General features: G+C 62.7%; 12 protein-coding genes and 1 pseudogene. 9 read left to right on the top strand and 4 right to left on the bottom strand.

Features of this window, described 5'->3' with window-relative positions; genetic code table 11:
• The first annotated feature begins 34 nt into the window (after positions 1–34).
• From FYB92_RS01355 to FYB92_RS01340, 4 genes are all read left to right on the top strand, one after another.
• Complete coding sequence (locus tag FYB92_RS01355; protein ID WP_003616958.1) at positions 35–325, top strand: hypothetical protein; 291 nt, start codon at positions 35–37, stop codon at positions 323–325.
• A gap of 200 nt (positions 326–525) precedes the next feature.
• Positions 526–1926 (top strand): M20/M25/M40 family metallo-hydrolase, encoded by a 1401-nt coding sequence (locus tag FYB92_RS01350; protein ID WP_003616960.1) that lies wholly within the window; start codon positions 526–528, stop codon positions 1924–1926.
• A gap of 184 nt (positions 1927–2110) precedes the next feature.
• Positions 2111–3091 (top strand): 4-hydroxythreonine-4-phosphate dehydrogenase PdxA, encoded by a 981-nt coding sequence (pdxA, locus tag FYB92_RS01345; protein WP_332828053.1) that lies wholly within the window; start codon positions 2111–2113, stop codon positions 3089–3091.
• A complete protein-coding gene (locus FYB92_RS01340; RefSeq protein WP_075595076.1) occupies positions 3088–3876 on the top strand; it encodes a pyridoxine 5'-phosphate synthase in 789 nt (262 codons plus the stop codon). The genes pdxA and FYB92_RS01340 overlap by 4 nt, the downstream gene beginning before the upstream one ends.
• 269 nt (positions 3877–4145) lie before the next feature.
• On the opposite strand, the gene tldD is transcribed toward FYB92_RS01340, so the two are convergent.
• Both tldD and FYB92_RS01330 read right to left on the bottom strand, forming a co-directional pair.
• The gene (gene tldD / locus FYB92_RS01335) at positions 4146–5603 is read right to left on the bottom strand and encodes a metalloprotease TldD (protein ID WP_003616966.1); all 1458 of its coding nucleotides are present in this window, start codon (positions 5601–5603) and stop codon (positions 4146–4148) included.
• Entirely contained in the window at positions 5593–5796 is a 204-nt protein-coding gene (locus FYB92_RS01330; protein ID WP_175575156.1) for a hypothetical protein, read from the bottom strand. Before FYB92_RS01330 ends, tldD begins: the two co-directional genes overlap by 11 nt.
• 786 nt (positions 5797–6582) lie before the next feature.
• On the opposite strand from FYB92_RS01330, the gene treF reads away from it, so the two are divergent.
• Entirely contained in the window at positions 6583–8976 is a 2394-nt protein-coding gene (gene treF, locus FYB92_RS01325; protein ID WP_408902386.1) for an alpha,alpha-trehalase TreF, read from the top strand.
• Between the two features lie 336 nt (positions 8977–9312).
• Here the strand turns inward: treF and FYB92_RS01320 are convergent, their stop codons facing one another.
• Together FYB92_RS01320 and FYB92_RS01315 are read right to left on the bottom strand one after the other, a co-directional pair.
• Positions 9313–10413, bottom strand: coding sequence for a COX15/CtaA family protein (locus FYB92_RS01320; protein ID WP_332828052.1), 1101 nt, complete (start codon positions 10411–10413; stop codon positions 9313–9315).
• 43 nt (positions 10414–10456) lie between these two features.
• On the bottom strand, positions 10457–10765 hold the full coding sequence (locus tag FYB92_RS01315) for a hypothetical protein (RefSeq protein ID WP_332828051.1): 309 nt from the start codon (positions 10763–10765) through the stop codon (positions 10457–10459).
• Between FYB92_RS01315 and FYB92_RS01310 the strand changes: the two genes are divergently transcribed.
• The 4 genes and pseudogenes from FYB92_RS01310 (at position 10731) to FYB92_RS01295 (ending at position 16015) form a co-directional block, all read left to right on the top strand.
• Positions 10731–11390, top strand: coding sequence for a VTT domain-containing protein (locus FYB92_RS01310; RefSeq protein WP_332828050.1), 660 nt, complete (start codon positions 10731–10733; stop codon positions 11388–11390). The genes FYB92_RS01315 and FYB92_RS01310 overlap by 35 nt on opposite strands.
• Positions 11391–11581: 191 nt before the next feature.
• Complete coding sequence (locus FYB92_RS01305) at positions 11582–12910, top strand: multidrug effflux MFS transporter (protein ID WP_332828049.1); 1329 nt, start codon at positions 11582–11584, stop codon at positions 12908–12910.
• A gap of 181 nt (positions 12911–13091) precedes the next feature.
• On the top strand, positions 13092–13622 hold the full coding sequence (locus FYB92_RS01300; RefSeq protein ID WP_040511267.1) for an adenine phosphoribosyltransferase: 531 nt from the start codon (positions 13092–13094) through the stop codon (positions 13620–13622).
• Between the two features lie 157 nt (positions 13623–13779).
• Positions 13780–16015: pseudogene (locus tag FYB92_RS01295) on the top strand (FUSC family protein).
• The last annotated feature ends 316 nt before the right edge of the window (positions 16016–16331 follow it).

Genomic DNA, 16331 nt, shown 5'->3' with positions numbered 1-16331 from the left:
GGATTGCCACAAACGCGCGGCGGAAAGGGGCGGGATGGGAAAAGTCATTGCCTTTGGTGCCGCCACCCGGCGGGATGACGCGATGTGGGGCGTGGTTGCGACCCTGGGGCGGCGCATGCGTGTCGCAAGCCTGTATGCCACGCGGCAGGCGGCGTTGGCGGATTGCGAATGGCGGATGCAGCAGGTCGCGGCCTATCGTGCGTTCCTGCGGCAGTCGGGGCAGCCTGCGCCGGTTTATGATATCCGCCCCGTGCGCCGTGCGGACCTGCCGCGCGGATGGCGTCCGCTACCGGCGCTGGGCTTCCTGCGGGGACAGTTCTTCTGAATGTGGCATAACTGGATGCGGCACAACGTGGCACATGGTGTGTTGCGCCCGTCCCCCCGTCGTCCCATAGGGTATGACCGGTCAGTCCCCTGGCGGGATTGCATTTTCACCGCATCATTCGCACAGTCGCGCGCGTTGCGCCCGATGGGGCGCCCCCGACACGCCATCCAGAACCAAAGCAGCCAAGGACCGAGAGACTGATGACCGAAATTCCCAGTGACCTGACGCCTGTGCTCGATCAGGTTGATCGCGCCCTTGACGATAGCCTGTCGCGCCTGTTCGGTCTGCTGCGTATTCCCAGTGTCTCCACCCGGCCTGAACATGCGGGTGACTGCCGTGCGGCGGCGCAATGGCTGTGCCAGGAGCTGGAGGGAATCGGTTTTTCCGCGCGCCTGTGTGAAACGCCGGGCCATCCGGTGGTGGTCGCCCATGACCGCACCCCGCCACAGGGACCGCATGTCCTGTTTTATGGCCATTACGATGTGCAGCCGGTCGATCCGTTGAACCTGTGGCACAGCGACCCGTTCGAACCGACCATGGTGACGCGCGATGATGGTGCGCGCCAGATCGTCGCGCGCGGTGCGTCCGATGACAAGGGACAGGTCATGACCTTCATCGAGGCCCTGCGCGCCATCCGTGCGACGCATGGTACGATGCCGGTGCGCATCTCCCTCGTCATCGAGGGGGAGGAGGAAAGCGGTGGTCCCAACCTCGTGCCGTTCCTGACGGCGCACCGCGATGAACTCGCCGCTGATATCGGTCTGATCTGCGATACCGGCATGCTGGGCGCGACACCTGCCATCACGACTGCCCTGCGTGGCATGGTGGGGGAGGAAGTGACCCTGAAATGCGCCACGCGCGACCTGCATTCGGGCATTTACGGCAATGCCGCGCGCAACCCGATCGAATTGCTGTGCACGATCCTGTCTTCTGTGCGTGATCGTGAAAGTGGTCGCGTCACGTTGCCGGGATTTTATGACGGTGTGCGTGAACCTGCCCCCGAACTGCGCCAGCGCTGGCGCGAGATCGCGCCTGATGACGCGACCTTCCTTGGCGAAGTTGGCCTGTCGCACCCTGCGGGGGAGACGGGATACACCGCCATAGAGCAGACATGGTGCCGTCCGAGTTTCGAGATCAATGGCATTTGCGGTGGCTATACCGGTGAAGGGTTCAAGACGGTCCTGCCTGCGATGGCGTCGGCCAAGGTGTCGTTCCGCCTGGTCGCGGGGCAGGACCCGGTGCGCGTGCGCGAAAGTTTCTGCAGCCATGTGCGTGCCGCCCTGCCGGCGGACTGCACCGTGGAATTCACCCCCCATGGCGGGTCGGGCGCGTGCGTCGTGGCCGATGACGCCACCGGCCTGCGCCCGGCGCTTGCGGCGCTGGGCGCGGAATGGGGCATGCCTGCCGTCACCATCGGTTGTGGCGGTTCCATCCCCGTTGCTGCCGACATGCGCAATATCCTTGGCATGTCGGCGCTGCTGATCGGGTTTGCGCATGATGATGACCGCGCCCATTCCCCGGACGAGAAATATGACCTCGTCTCTTTTCACAAGGGTATCCGGTCGTGGGTGCGCATCCTGCATGCCTTTGCGGCGGCCTGAACTTAGAGATTGTTTGAAAACAAACCATTGATAAAAAACAGGAAAAGTTTTTGGGTGCCGCCTTTTTTCAAAAAGGCGGTGTCTTCTGAAGCTTTTTAGAAAAAGCTTCACCAAAAATCTTTAGAATTTCAGTATGTTATCGAGGCTGACTTTTCAAACAGTCTCTTAGGGAAAGGCAAGGCCGATGTCCGACATGCTGGCCCTGACGATGGGCGACCCGGCGGGGATCGGCCCCGAAATTACCGTGGGTGCGTGGCAGGCGCTGCACCGGCATGGCCCGGCCTTTGTCGTGATCGGTGATCCCGCCATCCTGGCACGTGCGGGGGGGGCGGTGTGCGAGGTGGCCGATGTCGCGGCGGCGCGGGCGGCGTTTGCCGATGCGATTCCCGTCCTGCCGCTGTCGCTTGGCGCCCCGGTGGCGCCGGGCCATCCCGACAGCGCCAATGCCGATGCCATTACCAGCAGCATCGCCCATGCCGTGCGCATGGCGCGCGGGGGGGAGGTCGCGGGGGTCGTCACCAATCCCATCAGCAAGGTCGTGCTGCGTCGGGCGGGTTTTCCCCATCCCGGCCATACCGAATATCTGGGCGAACTGTGCGGCACGCCAGGGCGGGAGGTCATGATGCTGGCCTGTCCGCACCTGCGGGTGGTGCCGGTGACGGTCCATGTCGCCCTGCGTCAGGCGATCGCGGAACTGGGCACGCATGATATTATCCGCACCACGCGCACCACGCATGCCGCCCTGCGCCGGGATTTCGGGATTGATGCACCACGTATCGCAATCGCCGGCCTGAACCCCCATGCGGGCGAAGGCGGTACGATGGGCACGGAAGAACGCGACATCATCATTCCCGCAATCGAGGCCCTGCGCGCGCAGGGTATGGACATTACTGGCCCGTGGCCGCCCGATACGATGTTCACGCCCACGGCGCGCGCGCGTTATGACGTGGCGATGTGCATGTACCATGATCAGGGGTTGATCCCGCTCAAGACACTGGACATGGCGCAGGGGGTGAATGTCACGCTGGGCCTGCCGATCATCCGCACATCCCCCGACCATGGCACGGCCTTCGATATTGCGGGACAGGGCATCGCCGATCCATCGAGTCTGGTGGCGGCGATGCGCATGGCCGCCGAAATGGCAGTACACAGGAACATGTCATGACCTCTTTTTCCCATTCCCCACAGCGTCTGGGTGTAAATATTGATCATGTCGCCACCGTGCGGAATGCGCGCGGCGGCACCGACCCGGACCCCGTGCGCGCCGCCTTGCTGGCGCAGGCGGCGGGCGCGGACGGTATTACGGCCCACCTGCGTGAGGATCGGCGTCATATCCGTGATCGCGATCTGGCGCGCCTGCGCGCGGAACTGGCGATCCCGTTGAACATGGAAATGGCCGCGACGGCGGAAATGGTTGCAATCGCGACCACCCTGCGCCCGCATGCCTGCTGCCTTGTGCCCGAACGGCGGGAAGAGGTGACGACCGAAGGGGGCCTTGATGTCGCGGGGCAGGAAACGGCGTTGTCCGCGCAGGTCGCGCGCCTGCGTGATGCGGGGATACGCGTGTCACTGTTCATTGACCCCGATGCGGAACAGATCGCGGCCGCCGCCCGTGTCGGCGCGGCGGTGGTGGAACTGCATACTGGGGCCTATGCCGGAACGGGGGGCGGGGATGACGATGCGCAGGTCCGTGAACTGGCACGGATTGCACGTGGCGCGACGCTTGCGGCATCAATGGGGTTGGAGGTCCATGCGGGACATGGGCTGAATTACGACAATGTTGCCCCGATTGCCGCGCGACCGGAAATCGTCGAACTCAATATTGGCCATTTCCTGATCGGGCAGGCGATTTTCGATGGCCTGCCCGTTGTCATCCGCCACATGAAGGGACTGATGGCCCATGCCCGCACCAGATCGGCGCAGGACGGGGCCGCATCCCAGGAGGGATGAGGGATAAAAGTTTCTCGTGCAGCTTTTTCATCAGAGATTGTTTGAAAACAAATCATTGAGAAAAAATAAGAAAAGTTTCTGGGTGCCGCCTTTTTTCAAAAAGGCGGCCTCTTCTGAAGCTTTTTGCAAAAAGCTTCACCAAAAACCTTTATAATTTCAGGTTGTTATTGGACCTGAATTTTCAAACAGCCTGTTAAGAAAGCTTTCGAAAAACGCCGCAGGGTCCTGTCCTTTGGAAGCCATGACAGTCCCGTGGAATGGTGGGTGTCTCAGCCGCCCGTGCCCCCGATCGTCAGGCCGGTCATCTTCAGCGTCGGCTGTCCCACGCCCACCGGCACCCCCTGTCCTGACTTGCCACAGGTACCGATCCCGGGGTCAAGGGCGGGTTCCTGTCCGATCATGGTGACTTTCGTCATCGCATCCGCGCCGTTACCGATCAGGGTCGCGCCACGGACCGGGGTGGTGATCTTCCCGTCCTCGATCAGGTAGGCTTCCGATGCGGCGAAGACGAACTTGCCCGAGGTGATGTCCACCTGCCCGCCGCCGAAATTGACGGCGTACAACCCGCGTTTCGTCGTGCGGATCATATCCTCCGTCGTGGCGTCACCGCCCAGCATGATGGTGTTGGTCATGCGTGGCAGGGGGGCATGGGCATAGGATTCGCGCCGTCCGTTTCCGGTGGGCCGCACCCCCATCAGGCGTGCGTTCAACCGGTCCTGAAGATATCCGGTCAGAATCCCGTCCTCGATCATGACGGTGCGGCCTGTCGGGGTGCCTTCGTCATCGACCGTCAGGCTGCCGCGCCGTTCGGGCAGGGTGCCATCATCGACCACGGTTACGCCGGGGGCGGCCACGCGCTGGCCCATCAGCCCGGCAAAGGCGGAGGTGCCCTTGCGGTTGAAATCCCCCTCCAGCCCATGGCCCACGGCTTCGTGCAGCAAGATGCCGGGCCAGCCCGCACCCAGCACGACTTCCATTTCGCCCGCCGGGGCCGGGGCGGCGTCAAGATTGACAAGAGCCATGCGCAATGCTTCGTCCACGGCCGATTTCCAGACCGTGGCGTCAAGCAGACGGGTATAGGCATACCGCCCGCCCAGCCCGTGCCCGCCACTTTCGCGGCGGCCGTCCTTTTCAACCACGACCGAGACATTCATGCGCACCAGCGGGCGGATATCGGCCACGCGCTGCCCATCGGGGCGGATGATCTGCACTGCCTGCCACTGTGCCGAAAGTGACGCCATGACCTGCACCACACGCGGGTCGCGGGCGCGGGCATAGGCGTCAAGTTCCGACAGCAGGGCCGCGCGCGTGGCGAAGTCCGTCTCCCCCAGTGGGTTGAGCGTGGGATAAAGCCGGTGGTTCGTCGCCTGCGGCCCAACCGCAAGCGTGCCGCTGCGGCCCGCGCGGATCTGTGTCACGGTTTCGCTGGCGCGGCGGATCGCACTTTCGCTGATATCGTCAGAATGGGCGAAGCCGGTTTCCTGGTCCATCACCGCGCGCAGGCCAAAGCCGGAGGAGGTATCGAAGGTTGCCGAACGGATCACCCCTTCGTCGAGGGAGATCACCTCGCTTTCGCGGTATTCCAGGAACAGTTCGCCATCATCCATGCCCGCCAGCGCCTGTGCGACAAGGCGTTCGGCCTCTGTCCGGCCCAGGCGTGCATCGGCGCGTTCGAAAAACAGGCTGTCCGTGGTGGCCAGGGGGGACAGGGTGGGATCAGGCGACATCGGGAATACTCCGCGGATAACGGGAACGTGGCCGCGCCCCTGTGGCAGGGTGCCCGGTGGCGCGATGCCCTGTGATGTAATGCCCTGTGACGTGATGCCCCTGTGATGCGATATCGAATGGCGTGATATCCGCGACAGGGGAACCGGGCGCATGCAGGGCCATGTATCGGGACCATAATCCGATTACCGTCATGGTGAAACCGTACACACGAAACGGCGCGCAACATGAACTGGACACAAACTGGATACAATAAAGAATGAACTTCCCTCCATGTGGGTGGTTTTCCTTTTCGTTCCCCGCGCATGCAGGGCATGGTGTGCGGTATGTTGCGGTCCCAACAGCGTGGAGTTCAGACGTCTCGTGAAAGTTTCCCTCATGGCCGGTTCGGCCCTGTCGCGTCCGGTCGCGCTGTGCGCGGGCGCTGCGTTGGTCGCACTTGTGTCATCAGTGAGCCCCGCGCTGTCGCAGGAAACCCATCAGGGCGCACAGGCCAGCCCCCAATCCCCTGTTGCAGCGTCTCTCCCTGCCGCTTCCGTCCCTGCCGTCCCGACGCAGCCCCCTGCGGAAGGGACAGTAGCGGCAGGTCCGACGACGCCTCCGGCCCCTGCCGCAGCAGCCGCCCCCGTAGCTGCCCCAATGGCAGCCCCTGTGACATCTTCCGTAGCGTCACCTGCCACATCTTCTGGCACGGCTTCTGGCACCTCGCCTGTGGCTTCCCCCGCGTCAGCCATGCCCGATGCGGGGGCGGCATCCGCACCCGCCGTGTCACCCCCCACACCCGTGTCGTCGCCCGCCCCTGCAACGCCCGCCGTAACGCCCGCTCCCGCAACGTCTGAGGCCGCGGCTTCCTCTATTCCGGCGGCCCCCACCCCTGTGACTTCAGCCCCGGCATCGCCTGTTCCGGCCACCGTCACGGCCGCGAAGCCGGAGGATGACACCTACGCCGTGCCCACGCCGCAGGACCTTGGTGGCGCGGGTATGGCTGTCCCCCCCCGGGCGACGACGCCACCCGCAATGGCCGCGGATGGCACCAAGGCGGCCTCGCCGGGCGCGCATGTCGATGCCACGCCCGCAGGTATCCTCGCCCCCGCCCCACAGGCGGGGCAGAAGCAGGAACCCGCCGGGTCGCACATGGTTCCGCCCGCCAATGCCCTGTTGACGGAAGCAGCGGCCCCGGTGACCATCACGCAGGACCTGCGGCCGCCTTCTGTCGTCCTTGATGGCCTGTTCGAGGATATTGCGCGCGCGCATATCTATGCCGATGCCAAGACGGCGGTGGATGCCATCCCTGACGAATCGCCGGAGGATCTTCTGGCGCAATACAAGGCCGCCAAGGCGCGCCCGGATTTCGTGCTGAAGGATTTCGTCAGCCAGCATTTCACCCTGCCCGAACGCAAGACCGTTACCTACCAGCGCAGCCCGAATGAAAATGTGCGCGATTATATCATGGGCATGTGGGATGTGCTGCAACGTCCGCCCGATACGCAGGTGCAGTATTCTTCGCAGCTTCCGCTGCCTTATACCTATGTCGTGCCCGGTGGCCGTTTCAGCGAACTGTATTACTGGGACAGCTATTTTACTATGATCGGGCTGTATGAGGACGGCAAGATCGACCTGATGCGCGACATGGTGCGCGACATGGCGTCGATGATCGACCGTTATGGCCATATTCCCAATGGCAGCCGGACCTATTACCTCAGCCGTTCGCAGGTGCCGTTCTTCTCCCTGATGGTTGACCTGCTGGCGATGCATGACGGGCAGGTCGCCTATACCAAGTTCCTGCCCGAACTGCAGGCAGAATATGATTACTGGATGGATGGCGCGGATTCGGTGTCGCCGGGCGGGGCGTACCGGCATGTGGTGCGCCTGCCCGACGGGACGGTGATGAACCGTCATTGGGATGACCGCGACACCCCGCGTGACGAAAGCTATCCCGAAGACCTCGTCACGGCGGCGTCGCAGTCGGCGCGCAAGCCGGAGGAGGTTTATCGCGACCTGCGGGCCGGGTCGGAAACGGGGTGGGACTTTACCTCGCGCTGGCTGGCGGACGGACATACGCTGTCAACCATCCACACGACGGACCTGCTGACGGTGGAACTGAACTGCCTGATCCCGCATCTGGCGCAGACGCTGTCGCATGCCTATGCCCTGAAGGGGGACAAGGAAGCTGCCGCGCGATATGCCCGCATCGCGGATGAACGGGTCGCGGCCATGCAGCGTATCCTGTGGGATGAACGCCGTGCCGCCTATATCGATTATGACTGGAAGAAGGGCGAATCGACCTCCATCCTGTCGGGGGCGACGGCCATGCCGCTGTTCCTGCAGATGGCGACCCCCGAACAGGCCAAGGCCGTGGCAGAGACGATCCGCAAGAACCTGCTGAAGGTCGGTGGCTTGGTTGCCACCGAACGCACCAACAGCGGGCAGCAGTGGGATGCCCCCAATGGCTGGGCGCCGTTGCAGTGGATGGCGGTCAAGGGGCTGAACCAGTACGGGTACGACGAACTTGCCAGTGATATCGCCGCGCGTTGGATGGGACGTGTGATCGGTACGTACGAAAAATCCGGTGTGCTTTTGGAAAAATATGATGTTTCCAACCCCTATATCAGCCCCAAGGGCGGCAAAGGGGGGGGCGAATATCCGATGCAGATCGGGTTCGGCTGGACCAATGGCACGCTGCTGGGCCTGATGGATCGTTATCCGCAGAATACGCGCGTGGTGCTGGATCATAACCCTGCCGCCGATCTGCCGGATCGTCCGACGGTGCGCGCCCTGCCGCCAATGAACGCCTATGGCGTGCAGAGCGACAAGGACACGATTGATCGCTATAACCTGCCGCTTGTCACGGTGATGCCGCGCCCGGTTGCCCCCACGCCCTCCCTGCCGCAGGTATCGAGTGTGGGTGAAAGTGCCCCAACCCCCCCGTCCAGCGCACCACCGGTGCAGCCGACACCATCCGCCACGGTGGCGGCCACGCCGAAACCTGCGATGCCTGCGACCATTGCGACGTCAGGACCTGCCGCTTCCGCCCCGCCACAGTCGCCCGCCGAAGCGTCCACTGTGACACCCCACGGGGCCGCCACAGCCGGGGAGGGAACCACACCCGCCGTCGCGCATGACGGCGCGCCGCAACAGGTGGAAGCGCCAGCGGCCCCTGATGTCGCCCCGTCCACCCCGACCACTCCGTCAGTAACAGCGTCGGCACCTGCATCGCAGTCCACAACGCCGCAGCCGCCAGCAGGGGCATCCGCCGTGCCACCGGTTACGGCACAGCCCCGTGTGCAGCACGATGATCCGATGCCAACCCTGCCACCACATGTCACGGATGCGCCAAAGGAGAGTACCGCCACACCCCAACCTGCCGCGCATTGAGCACGGCAGGGGCGTTACAGACGCAAAAGGGTAAAAATTGCTGGCGAAGCTTTGGTCAGGGAAAACTTTGGAAAAGCCATTGCCTTCGTGGCAGGAAGCTGCCGCCGACGCTGCCATTATCCTGATCGGCGGGTTGGTGTTAAGAGACTGTTTGAAAAGTCAGGATCGATAACATCCTGAAATTATAAAGGTTTTTGGTGAAGCTTTTTCCAAAAAGCTTCAGAAGACGCCGCCTTTTTGAAAAAAGGCAGCACCCAAAAACTTTTCTTGTTTTCAAACAATCTCTAAGACAGCCCGCCGGATTACCGGGACATGGGACGCCGGGTGATGGGGTGATCAGACCCGGCCAACCCCGCGCAGGCGGTGGAGGACCATAATCGCGGTGGTCAGCAGCAGTGCCGCACAGGTCTGGTGGATGGTCGCCGTCCAGACCGGCACCACCAGCAACAGCGTGGTCACGCCCAGTGCGTATTGCACCAGCACCATCCATCCCATCAGCATCAGTGCGTTATGTGCCCCCTGTCCCAATGCCGGGGTGCGCAGGCCAAGGAAGATCATCCCGCCGATCATTGCCGCCGTGCAGGTTGCCAGCAGGCGGTGGTCGAACTGGATGGCGGGAATATTTTCGAACCAGTTGAGCCAGAAGGGATGCAGTCGCGCATATCCCGCCGGGATCAGGTGCCCATCCATCAGCGGGAATGTGTTGTAAGAGAAGCCCGCATGTGTCCCGGCGGTAAACCCGCCCGCGATGACGGTGATCCCGATAAAACAGCAGATGGCCCACGCCATGCGGTGGATGCGCACGACCTGTGTTGTGGCGGGGATGAATTGCGCTTCGGGTGCGCGGGCCGAAAGCGCGGTCCACAGGATGGCGATATATAACGCGAACGCGCAGCACAGATGCAGCACAAGACGCACCGGCGCCACGGCGGTACTGTCGGGATTGAACCCCGACGCCACCATGAACCATCCGATCGCCCCCTGAAGACCGCCCAGCACGAAGAACAGCAGCAACCGTGCGATCAGGCGGCGCGACAGGACACCTGTAATGGCGAACCAGATCAGCGGCAGCAGGAGCACCATCCCCATCAGCCGTCCCCAGAAGCGGTGAATCCATTCCGCCCAGAAAATCTTCTGGAACCCGGCGAGACCAAAGCCATCATGCAGGATTTTGTATTGCGGGATGGTTTTGTACAGTTCGAACTGGCGTTCCCATTCCGCATGTGACAGCGGTGGGATCATGCCGGTAATCGGCCGCCAGTCCATGATGGACAGGCCCGATCCCGTCAGGCGGGTATACCCACCCAGCGCGATCATGCCGAGCAGCATGAAGCAGATGGCGAACAGCCAGTTCGAGACCCGGCGGCGGTCATGCGCGTTGGCCGGGAAAACGGAGTCGCGGCCCTTGGCGAGGCCAGAGGAAGGATGTGCGGACATATGGCGGATTTAGACTGGCCTTGCACGCCGCCGCAAGGCAATGCTAGGGCGCGGGTAAGGTTTTCGTGTCTGCCGCACGCCCATGGCATGACTGACCGGTCGGGCCATGCCCGGCCCAGGCCACCGGGTCCGCATATGCCGGTCCGTGCGATCCCGCCCGCATGATATCGTAACAGAGGATGTTTTTCCCCGCGTGACGCGATCCTGCCCCCCCCCCGACACCCACGCTGCCTGGCACCCCCGATGCCCCATCCCCCACAACGGTTGCGCCGCGCGTGGGCGCGCGGGTGCTGCTGCGTCCTGCATTGATGCTTGCCATGGCGGTGGCATTGGTGGTGGCGGTGCGTTTCATGCCGGTGTTGCATGTGGGGGCGGGTACGGGGCTGGGTAAGGGGCCGGGTGCCGGAATGGGCGATATCGGCATGCTGCGCGACGGGGTGTGGGGCCGGATATGGTTCGTGCTGGCGGGGGCTGCCTTCTGTGCGCTGGGCCTGCCACGACAGGCGGTCTGCCTTGCGGCGGGCATGGCCTATGGCACGGTGCAGGGGATGACGCTTGCCACCTGCGCCACGGTTGCGGGGGGGATGGTGGATTTCCTTGTCGCGCGGGTGATGGGGCGTATGGGGGGGACCGCGCGCCTGCCGTCGCGTGTGCGTGACATGTGCGCCCGCCTTGGCCGCCCCTTGCGTGAACGGACATTCACCTGCGTGCTGGTGCTGCGCCTGCTGCCGGTGGGATCGGCCATGATGCTCAGTATCGCGGCCGGCCTTGCGGGCGCGCGGGTGGCGGGGTTTATTGCGGCCACGGCGCTGGGCAGCCTGCCGCAGACGGCGGTGTTCGTCCTGATGGGGGGCGGGACAGAGGTGAACCATCAGTGGCAGGTTGCGTTGGCTGTCGGGCTGTTCGTGATTTCGGGCCTTGGCGGGGTCTGGCTGTTGCGTGGGAGCCAGATCGCGCGTGCGGATCGTACCACATGAACAGTTTGAAAAAATGTTTTAGGTATCGTCGTGTTTTTCTGTCTTTACGGATGGTTGACGCGACGCGCATGCACGCGCGATACCTTCAGTGAGCGAAATGCTGGAATGCCGGAATAGATGGTGAAAATTCCCGGTGTCGTCGGCTAGATACTTTCGCAATCCTTGCTTCCCTTGATTTCTGGAGTGCCGTCATGGGCTCTTCCGCACTCGCGGCGCAGTCATCCGATGCATCCGTTGGCAAGACAGCCGGCAGGTCCATGGGGTGGATTGCCATCCTGCTGGGGGTCCTGACCGCGGTCGGGCCCGTTTCGACGGACATTTACCTGCCGGCCTTCCCCGAACTGGAAAAGTCGCTGCATGCGCGCGTGGGTTCCGCGCAGATGACGCTGGCGATCTGGTTCGTGGGTCTGGCCATCGGGCAGATCACGATGGGCCCCGTTTCCGACCGGTTCGGCCGGCGCATTCCGATGCTGCTGGGAACGTTCGTCTATACCCTGGCCTCTGTCGGGTGTGCGGTGGCGACGGATATCTATACTTTCTCCGCATTCCGCCTTATCGCGTCGCTTGGCGCTTCGGCCAGCCTGATTATCCCGAGTGCGTGCGTGCGCGATATGTCGCATGGCAATGAATCCGCGCGCATGATGTCGCGCCTGGTGCTGGTGATGGGGGTCGTGCCGATCCTTGCCCCCACATTGGGGGGGATGGTGCTGTCATTCACGACATGGCGGTCGATCTTCTGGGCGGCGGCGGTATATGGCGTGGTGTGCATGCTGCTGATCTGGCGTGTCCTGCCTGAAACGCTGAAGCCGGAAAATCGCAGCGAACTGTCCCCCGTGACGCTGTGCAGCCGCTATCTGCTGCTGGTGCGTGACCGTGGGTTTTTCACCAATGCGATGATTGCCGGTTTTTCGTGCTTCATGTCCTTTACCTATCTTTCGGCCGCGCCGTCGGTGTTCATTCACCAGTTCGGCCTGTCCCCCGCGCATTTCGGCATGATGTTCGGCGTGTTCGCCGTGTGCATGATCGGTGCGTCGCAGCTTAACGGCATGCTGGTGGGGCGGATCGATGCGACGCGCATCCTTGGCATTTCGGTGATTGTCGCCCTTGTCGGCACGATCGGCATGACGCTGGTTGCCAGCCTGATTGCGGAAACGACAAAGGCGGGTGGCCATCCGTCCATCGGTCTGATGGTTGCATTGGTGGGGGCGATGATGTTCTCGCTGGGGACGACAGGTATCATCGGACCGAACGCCACGGTGGGCGCGCTGGCGGATCATCCCCGCCTTGCGGGAAGTGCGTCGGCCTTTGTCGGGACGCTGCAATATGTGCTGGGTGCGCTGGCGGGGGCGATCGTTGGCATGCTGCCGTCGAATACGCCCGTCCCGATGGCGGCGGTCATGATGGCGGGTGCGGTGGTCATGCTGTTGATGGTGGTGTTGCGCCCGCGCCGCCCGGCGGAAGGCGTCCTGGCGGATGTCCCCCCTGCGGACGGCGCGGCGACGGGCCGTCCCACGCCATGACATCCGGCGCACACAGGTGCGCCGCGCGACAAAAGAGGTCATGGCGGGGTTGCCGTCCGGCGGCGCGGCGGCTACAGGCGACGTGCATCGCGCGCCCGTTACAACGGGCGTAATTTACGGGACCGGGATGTCCGCAGGACGCCCCGGCCCGGAAACAGGTTTGCGGGAATATAGACAGGCCATGACCACGTCCTCCATCGATCTGAAGCAGTACATCCGGGGCATTCCCGATTTTCCAAAGCCGGGTATCCTGTTCTACGATATCTCGACCCTGATGCGGAATGCGGATGCGTGGCAGATTGCGATGGGACGCCTGACGGCGGCGGTCGCGCCATGGTCGGTCGATATGCTGGCCGCCATTGAATCGCGTGGCTTCCTTACCGCGGCCCCTCTGGCCAGCCGTCTGGGCTGTGGCCTGGTGATGCTGCGTAAGCCGGGCAAGCTGCCGGGGCAGACGATTTCCTATGATTATGACCTCGAATACGGCACGGATTCACTGCATATCCAGGCCGACGCGATCGTGCCGGGGCAGCGCGTCGTCGTAATGGACGACCTGCTTGCGACGGGTGGGACGCTGGCCGCCTCCATCGCGCTGCTGCGCAAGGTCGGGGCAGAGGTCGTCGGGGCCGCCACCCTGATCGAGCTCCGTTCGCTGGGCGGGCGTGACCGCCTTGACGTGCCGGTCAAGACGCTGGTGGCCTACGACGACTGACCGGTATCGCAGCTTTGCTGGCGTGGCCGTCTTGCAATATACAGTTTCATGAACGCTGATATACCGGACATCACATGTCGGTGTTGCGGCAACACGTGTAAAGTGTACCTGAAACTGCATAGTCGTTTTTTATATCTCAGGGAGCGCGGATGCCGGGATGAATAGTCTTGAGCTCTCCCTGATACAGTTCCAGACCCGGATCGTTGCCTTTCTGCGGCGTCTATGGCCCCCCGGCGCCGCGATCCGTCAGGATCATCTGCGCTGGCTGTTCGCACCGGGCCTGTTCACCTTCGGCTATGCCCTGCGTACGACCATCACCTCGCTGATTGCGCTGGGTATTGCCCTGTGGTGGGAACTCGGCAGCCCGCAATGGGCTGCGCTGACGGTGTGGATGGTGGCGCAGGGCACACGCGGCAAGAGCGTGGCCAAGGCGCGATGGCACCTGTTTGGCATGGTGGTGGGCACGATCTGTGCCGTGCTGCTGGTGGCGGCATTTCCGCAGGCGCCGCTGATGTTCATCCTGCTGCTTGCGGGCGGGATCGGGATGTTCTGCTTTATCGGCACGCTGCTGCCTGGCCCTGCGACGATGACGAATTATCGCATCCATGGCATGCGGGCGAGCGGGTTTACCTATGCCATCATCTCGCTCGACGGGATTGCCGACCCACAGCATATCTTCATGACCGCGATGTCGCGCGCGACCTATATCGTGCTGGGCATCGTGTTGGAAAGCACGGTTTCCTCCCTGTTCCAGTACCGGCTGGGCGCACGGGCGCAGGACCGTCTGACCGCCAATTTCCTTACGGCCATCAACGGGGCGGGCCAGACACTGGCCTCGCTTTTGTCGGGGGACCGTGACGTACTGCAGAAATCACGTCAGGTCTTTGCCAATATCACCACGCTAAGTGACCAGATCGAGTTCGCCGAGGTGGAGATGGGCGCGCAGCGCGGGCATGAGGGCGACCATGCGCGCGCCGCTCTGGCCCGTGTGGCGATGCTGCTGTCACGTGGGCTGGACCTTGCGGCGCTGTTGCGGATTCCGGGCAACATGCCCGGCGCCGCCTTTAACGCCACATCCGCCAAGGTGCAGGCGTTCTTGCGTGACATGGCGGGGCAACTGGAAACGACGGATGACATCCATCCCGTCCTGGCCGAACTTGCGGCGTTGCAGGCCGAATGCCGGCAGAGTGTCGCCGATTCCCTCGAAGATGAAATGGGAAGTGCGACGCGCGATCCGGCCCCGCCCGCCGTGGCGCATATCCTTGCGCAGCAGCGCATGCTGCATTACGGGCTGGGGGAGATGCTGGACGAACTTGAACAGGCCATCATCCAGTTCGACGCCAGCCGCCATCCGCTGCGTCATGACCATTTCCATTATCGGATCAAGACCTTCCGCGACTGGCAGCAGGCCTTTACCAACAGCCTGCGTGCCTCGGTTACGATATTCGGGGCGGGCCTGATCTGGATTGCGACGGCATGGTCGGCGGGCCTGACCTTCATGATGTTCGTCGCCATCGTATGCAGTCTGTTCGCGACGCTGGAAAAGCCTGCCCTGGCGACCAAGGCGTTCCTTGGCGGTGCGATCTGGGCCAGTGTCATGGCCGGGGTATTGGTGCTGTGGGTACTGCCAACGCCATCGACGTATGAAGTCATGGCCATGTGCCTGATGATTCCCATGTTGATGGGGGGGGCTGGCCTTTGCCTATCCCGCGCTGATCCTGGGGGCGGTGTCGTATAACCTGTTCATGCCGATCCTGCTGGGGCCGGGGAATCAGTCGCGTCTGGACGAAGTTTCATTCTTCAACACGGCGATGCCCCTGATCTTTGGCCTGTGGTATGCGATGTGGGTCTTCCGCCTTGTGCTGCCGTTCGATACCAACGACATGCGCTGGCAGATGCGCACCAGTATCCTCAGCGGCCTGCGCCACGTCGCGCGGGCGCGCACGTTGCCCACCACGTTGTATGTGGTGGAACGTAATGTGGACCGTTTCGTGCGGTTGCTGACGAATGCGGAAAACACGCCTGATGTGATTATTGATTCCTACCTGCAGGGTATCCTGTCGGCCATGACGATCGGCCTGAACATCATACGCCTGCGTGGTATCCTTGAACGCAACCTGTTACCGCCGGGCGCGCAGCAGGTGTTGGGCGAGATGATGGCCCGCATGGCGCAGTTCAGCGGGCGGTATGGGGGGCATTACGGTCGCACGGCGCGTGCCACGAAGTTGGCCATCGCCCATATCCAGAACATGACACAGCAGGAAGAAAACCTTGGCATCCGGCTGGAGATGAACGGGGCGCTGGTGTGCCTGTATGTGATTTCGTACGAACTCGACAACAACCAGAAATTCTTTGATGCCTCGAGCCCGTATCTGGACCCGGTCCTGAGCTGAACTGGAATGCTCAGCATCCGATCAGGACCGTTTGGAAACAGATCATTGATAAAAAATCAGAAAAGTTTTTGGGTGCCGCCTTTTTTCAAAAAGGCGGCGTCTTTCTGAAGTTCTTTGAGGAGAGATTCAGAAAAACCTTTGAAATGTCAGGATATTATTGATCCTGACGTTTCAAACAGTCTCTAAAAATTTTGTGGAATATTCCCCAAGATGCGTTCAGGCACGCAGCCTTTGATGGCAGGGTAACATCCAAAAAATCTGGTGGTTTTTATCAGGTGGGATGTTCCTGGTTCAGCCTGGTGACGTGCGGATGTAA

The organism is Novacetimonas sp. GS1 (assembly GCF_036686925.1).
GTDB lineage: Bacteria > Pseudomonadota > Alphaproteobacteria > Acetobacterales > Acetobacteraceae > Novacetimonas > Novacetimonas hansenii.
The sequence above is the reverse complement of the archived record's forward strand: the minus strand, read 5'-3'. Positions and strand labels throughout refer to the sequence as shown.

What these genes read in the sequence shown, in the direction of transcription:
- FYB92_RS01320 (WP_332828052.1), bottom strand. Translation starts at nt 10,413, where the DNA reads ATGTCCGCACATCCTTCCTCTGGCCTCGCCAAGGGCCGCGACTCCGTT.
- FYB92_RS01340 (WP_075595076.1), top strand. Translation starts at nt 3,088, where the DNA reads ATGACCTCTTTTTCCCATTCCCCACAGCGTCTGGGTGTAAATATTGAT.
- FYB92_RS01305 (WP_332828049.1), top strand. Translation starts at nt 11,582, where the DNA reads ATGGGCTCTTCCGCACTCGCGGCGCAGTCATCCGATGCATCCGTTGGC.
- FYB92_RS01310 (WP_332828050.1), top strand. Translation starts at nt 10,731, where the DNA reads ATGGCGGTGGCATTGGTGGTGGCGGTGCGTTTCATGCCGGTGTTGCAT.
- tldD (WP_003616966.1), bottom strand. Translation starts at nt 5,603, where the DNA reads ATGTCGCCTGATCCCACCCTGTCCCCCCTGGCCACCACGGACAGCCTG.
- FYB92_RS01330 (WP_175575156.1), bottom strand. Translation starts at nt 5,796, where the DNA reads ATGACGGTAATCGGATTATGGTCCCGATACATGGCCCTGCATGCGCCC.
- FYB92_RS01350 (WP_003616960.1), top strand. Translation starts at nt 526, where the DNA reads ATGACCGAAATTCCCAGTGACCTGACGCCTGTGCTCGATCAGGTTGAT.
- FYB92_RS01315 (WP_332828051.1), bottom strand. Translation starts at nt 10,765, where the DNA reads ATGAAACGCACCGCCACCACCAATGCCACCGCCATGGCAAGCATCAAT.
- FYB92_RS01355 (WP_003616958.1), top strand. Translation starts at nt 35, where the DNA reads ATGGGAAAAGTCATTGCCTTTGGTGCCGCCACCCGGCGGGATGACGCG.
- pdxA (WP_332828053.1), top strand. Translation starts at nt 2,111, where the DNA reads ATGTCCGACATGCTGGCCCTGACGATGGGCGACCCGGCGGGGATCGGC.
- treF (WP_408902386.1), top strand. Translation starts at nt 6,583, where the DNA reads ATGGCTGTCCCCCCCCGGGCGACGACGCCACCCGCAATGGCCGCGGAT.
- FYB92_RS01300 (WP_040511267.1), top strand. Translation starts at nt 13,092, where the DNA reads ATGACCACGTCCTCCATCGATCTGAAGCAGTACATCCGGGGCATTCCC.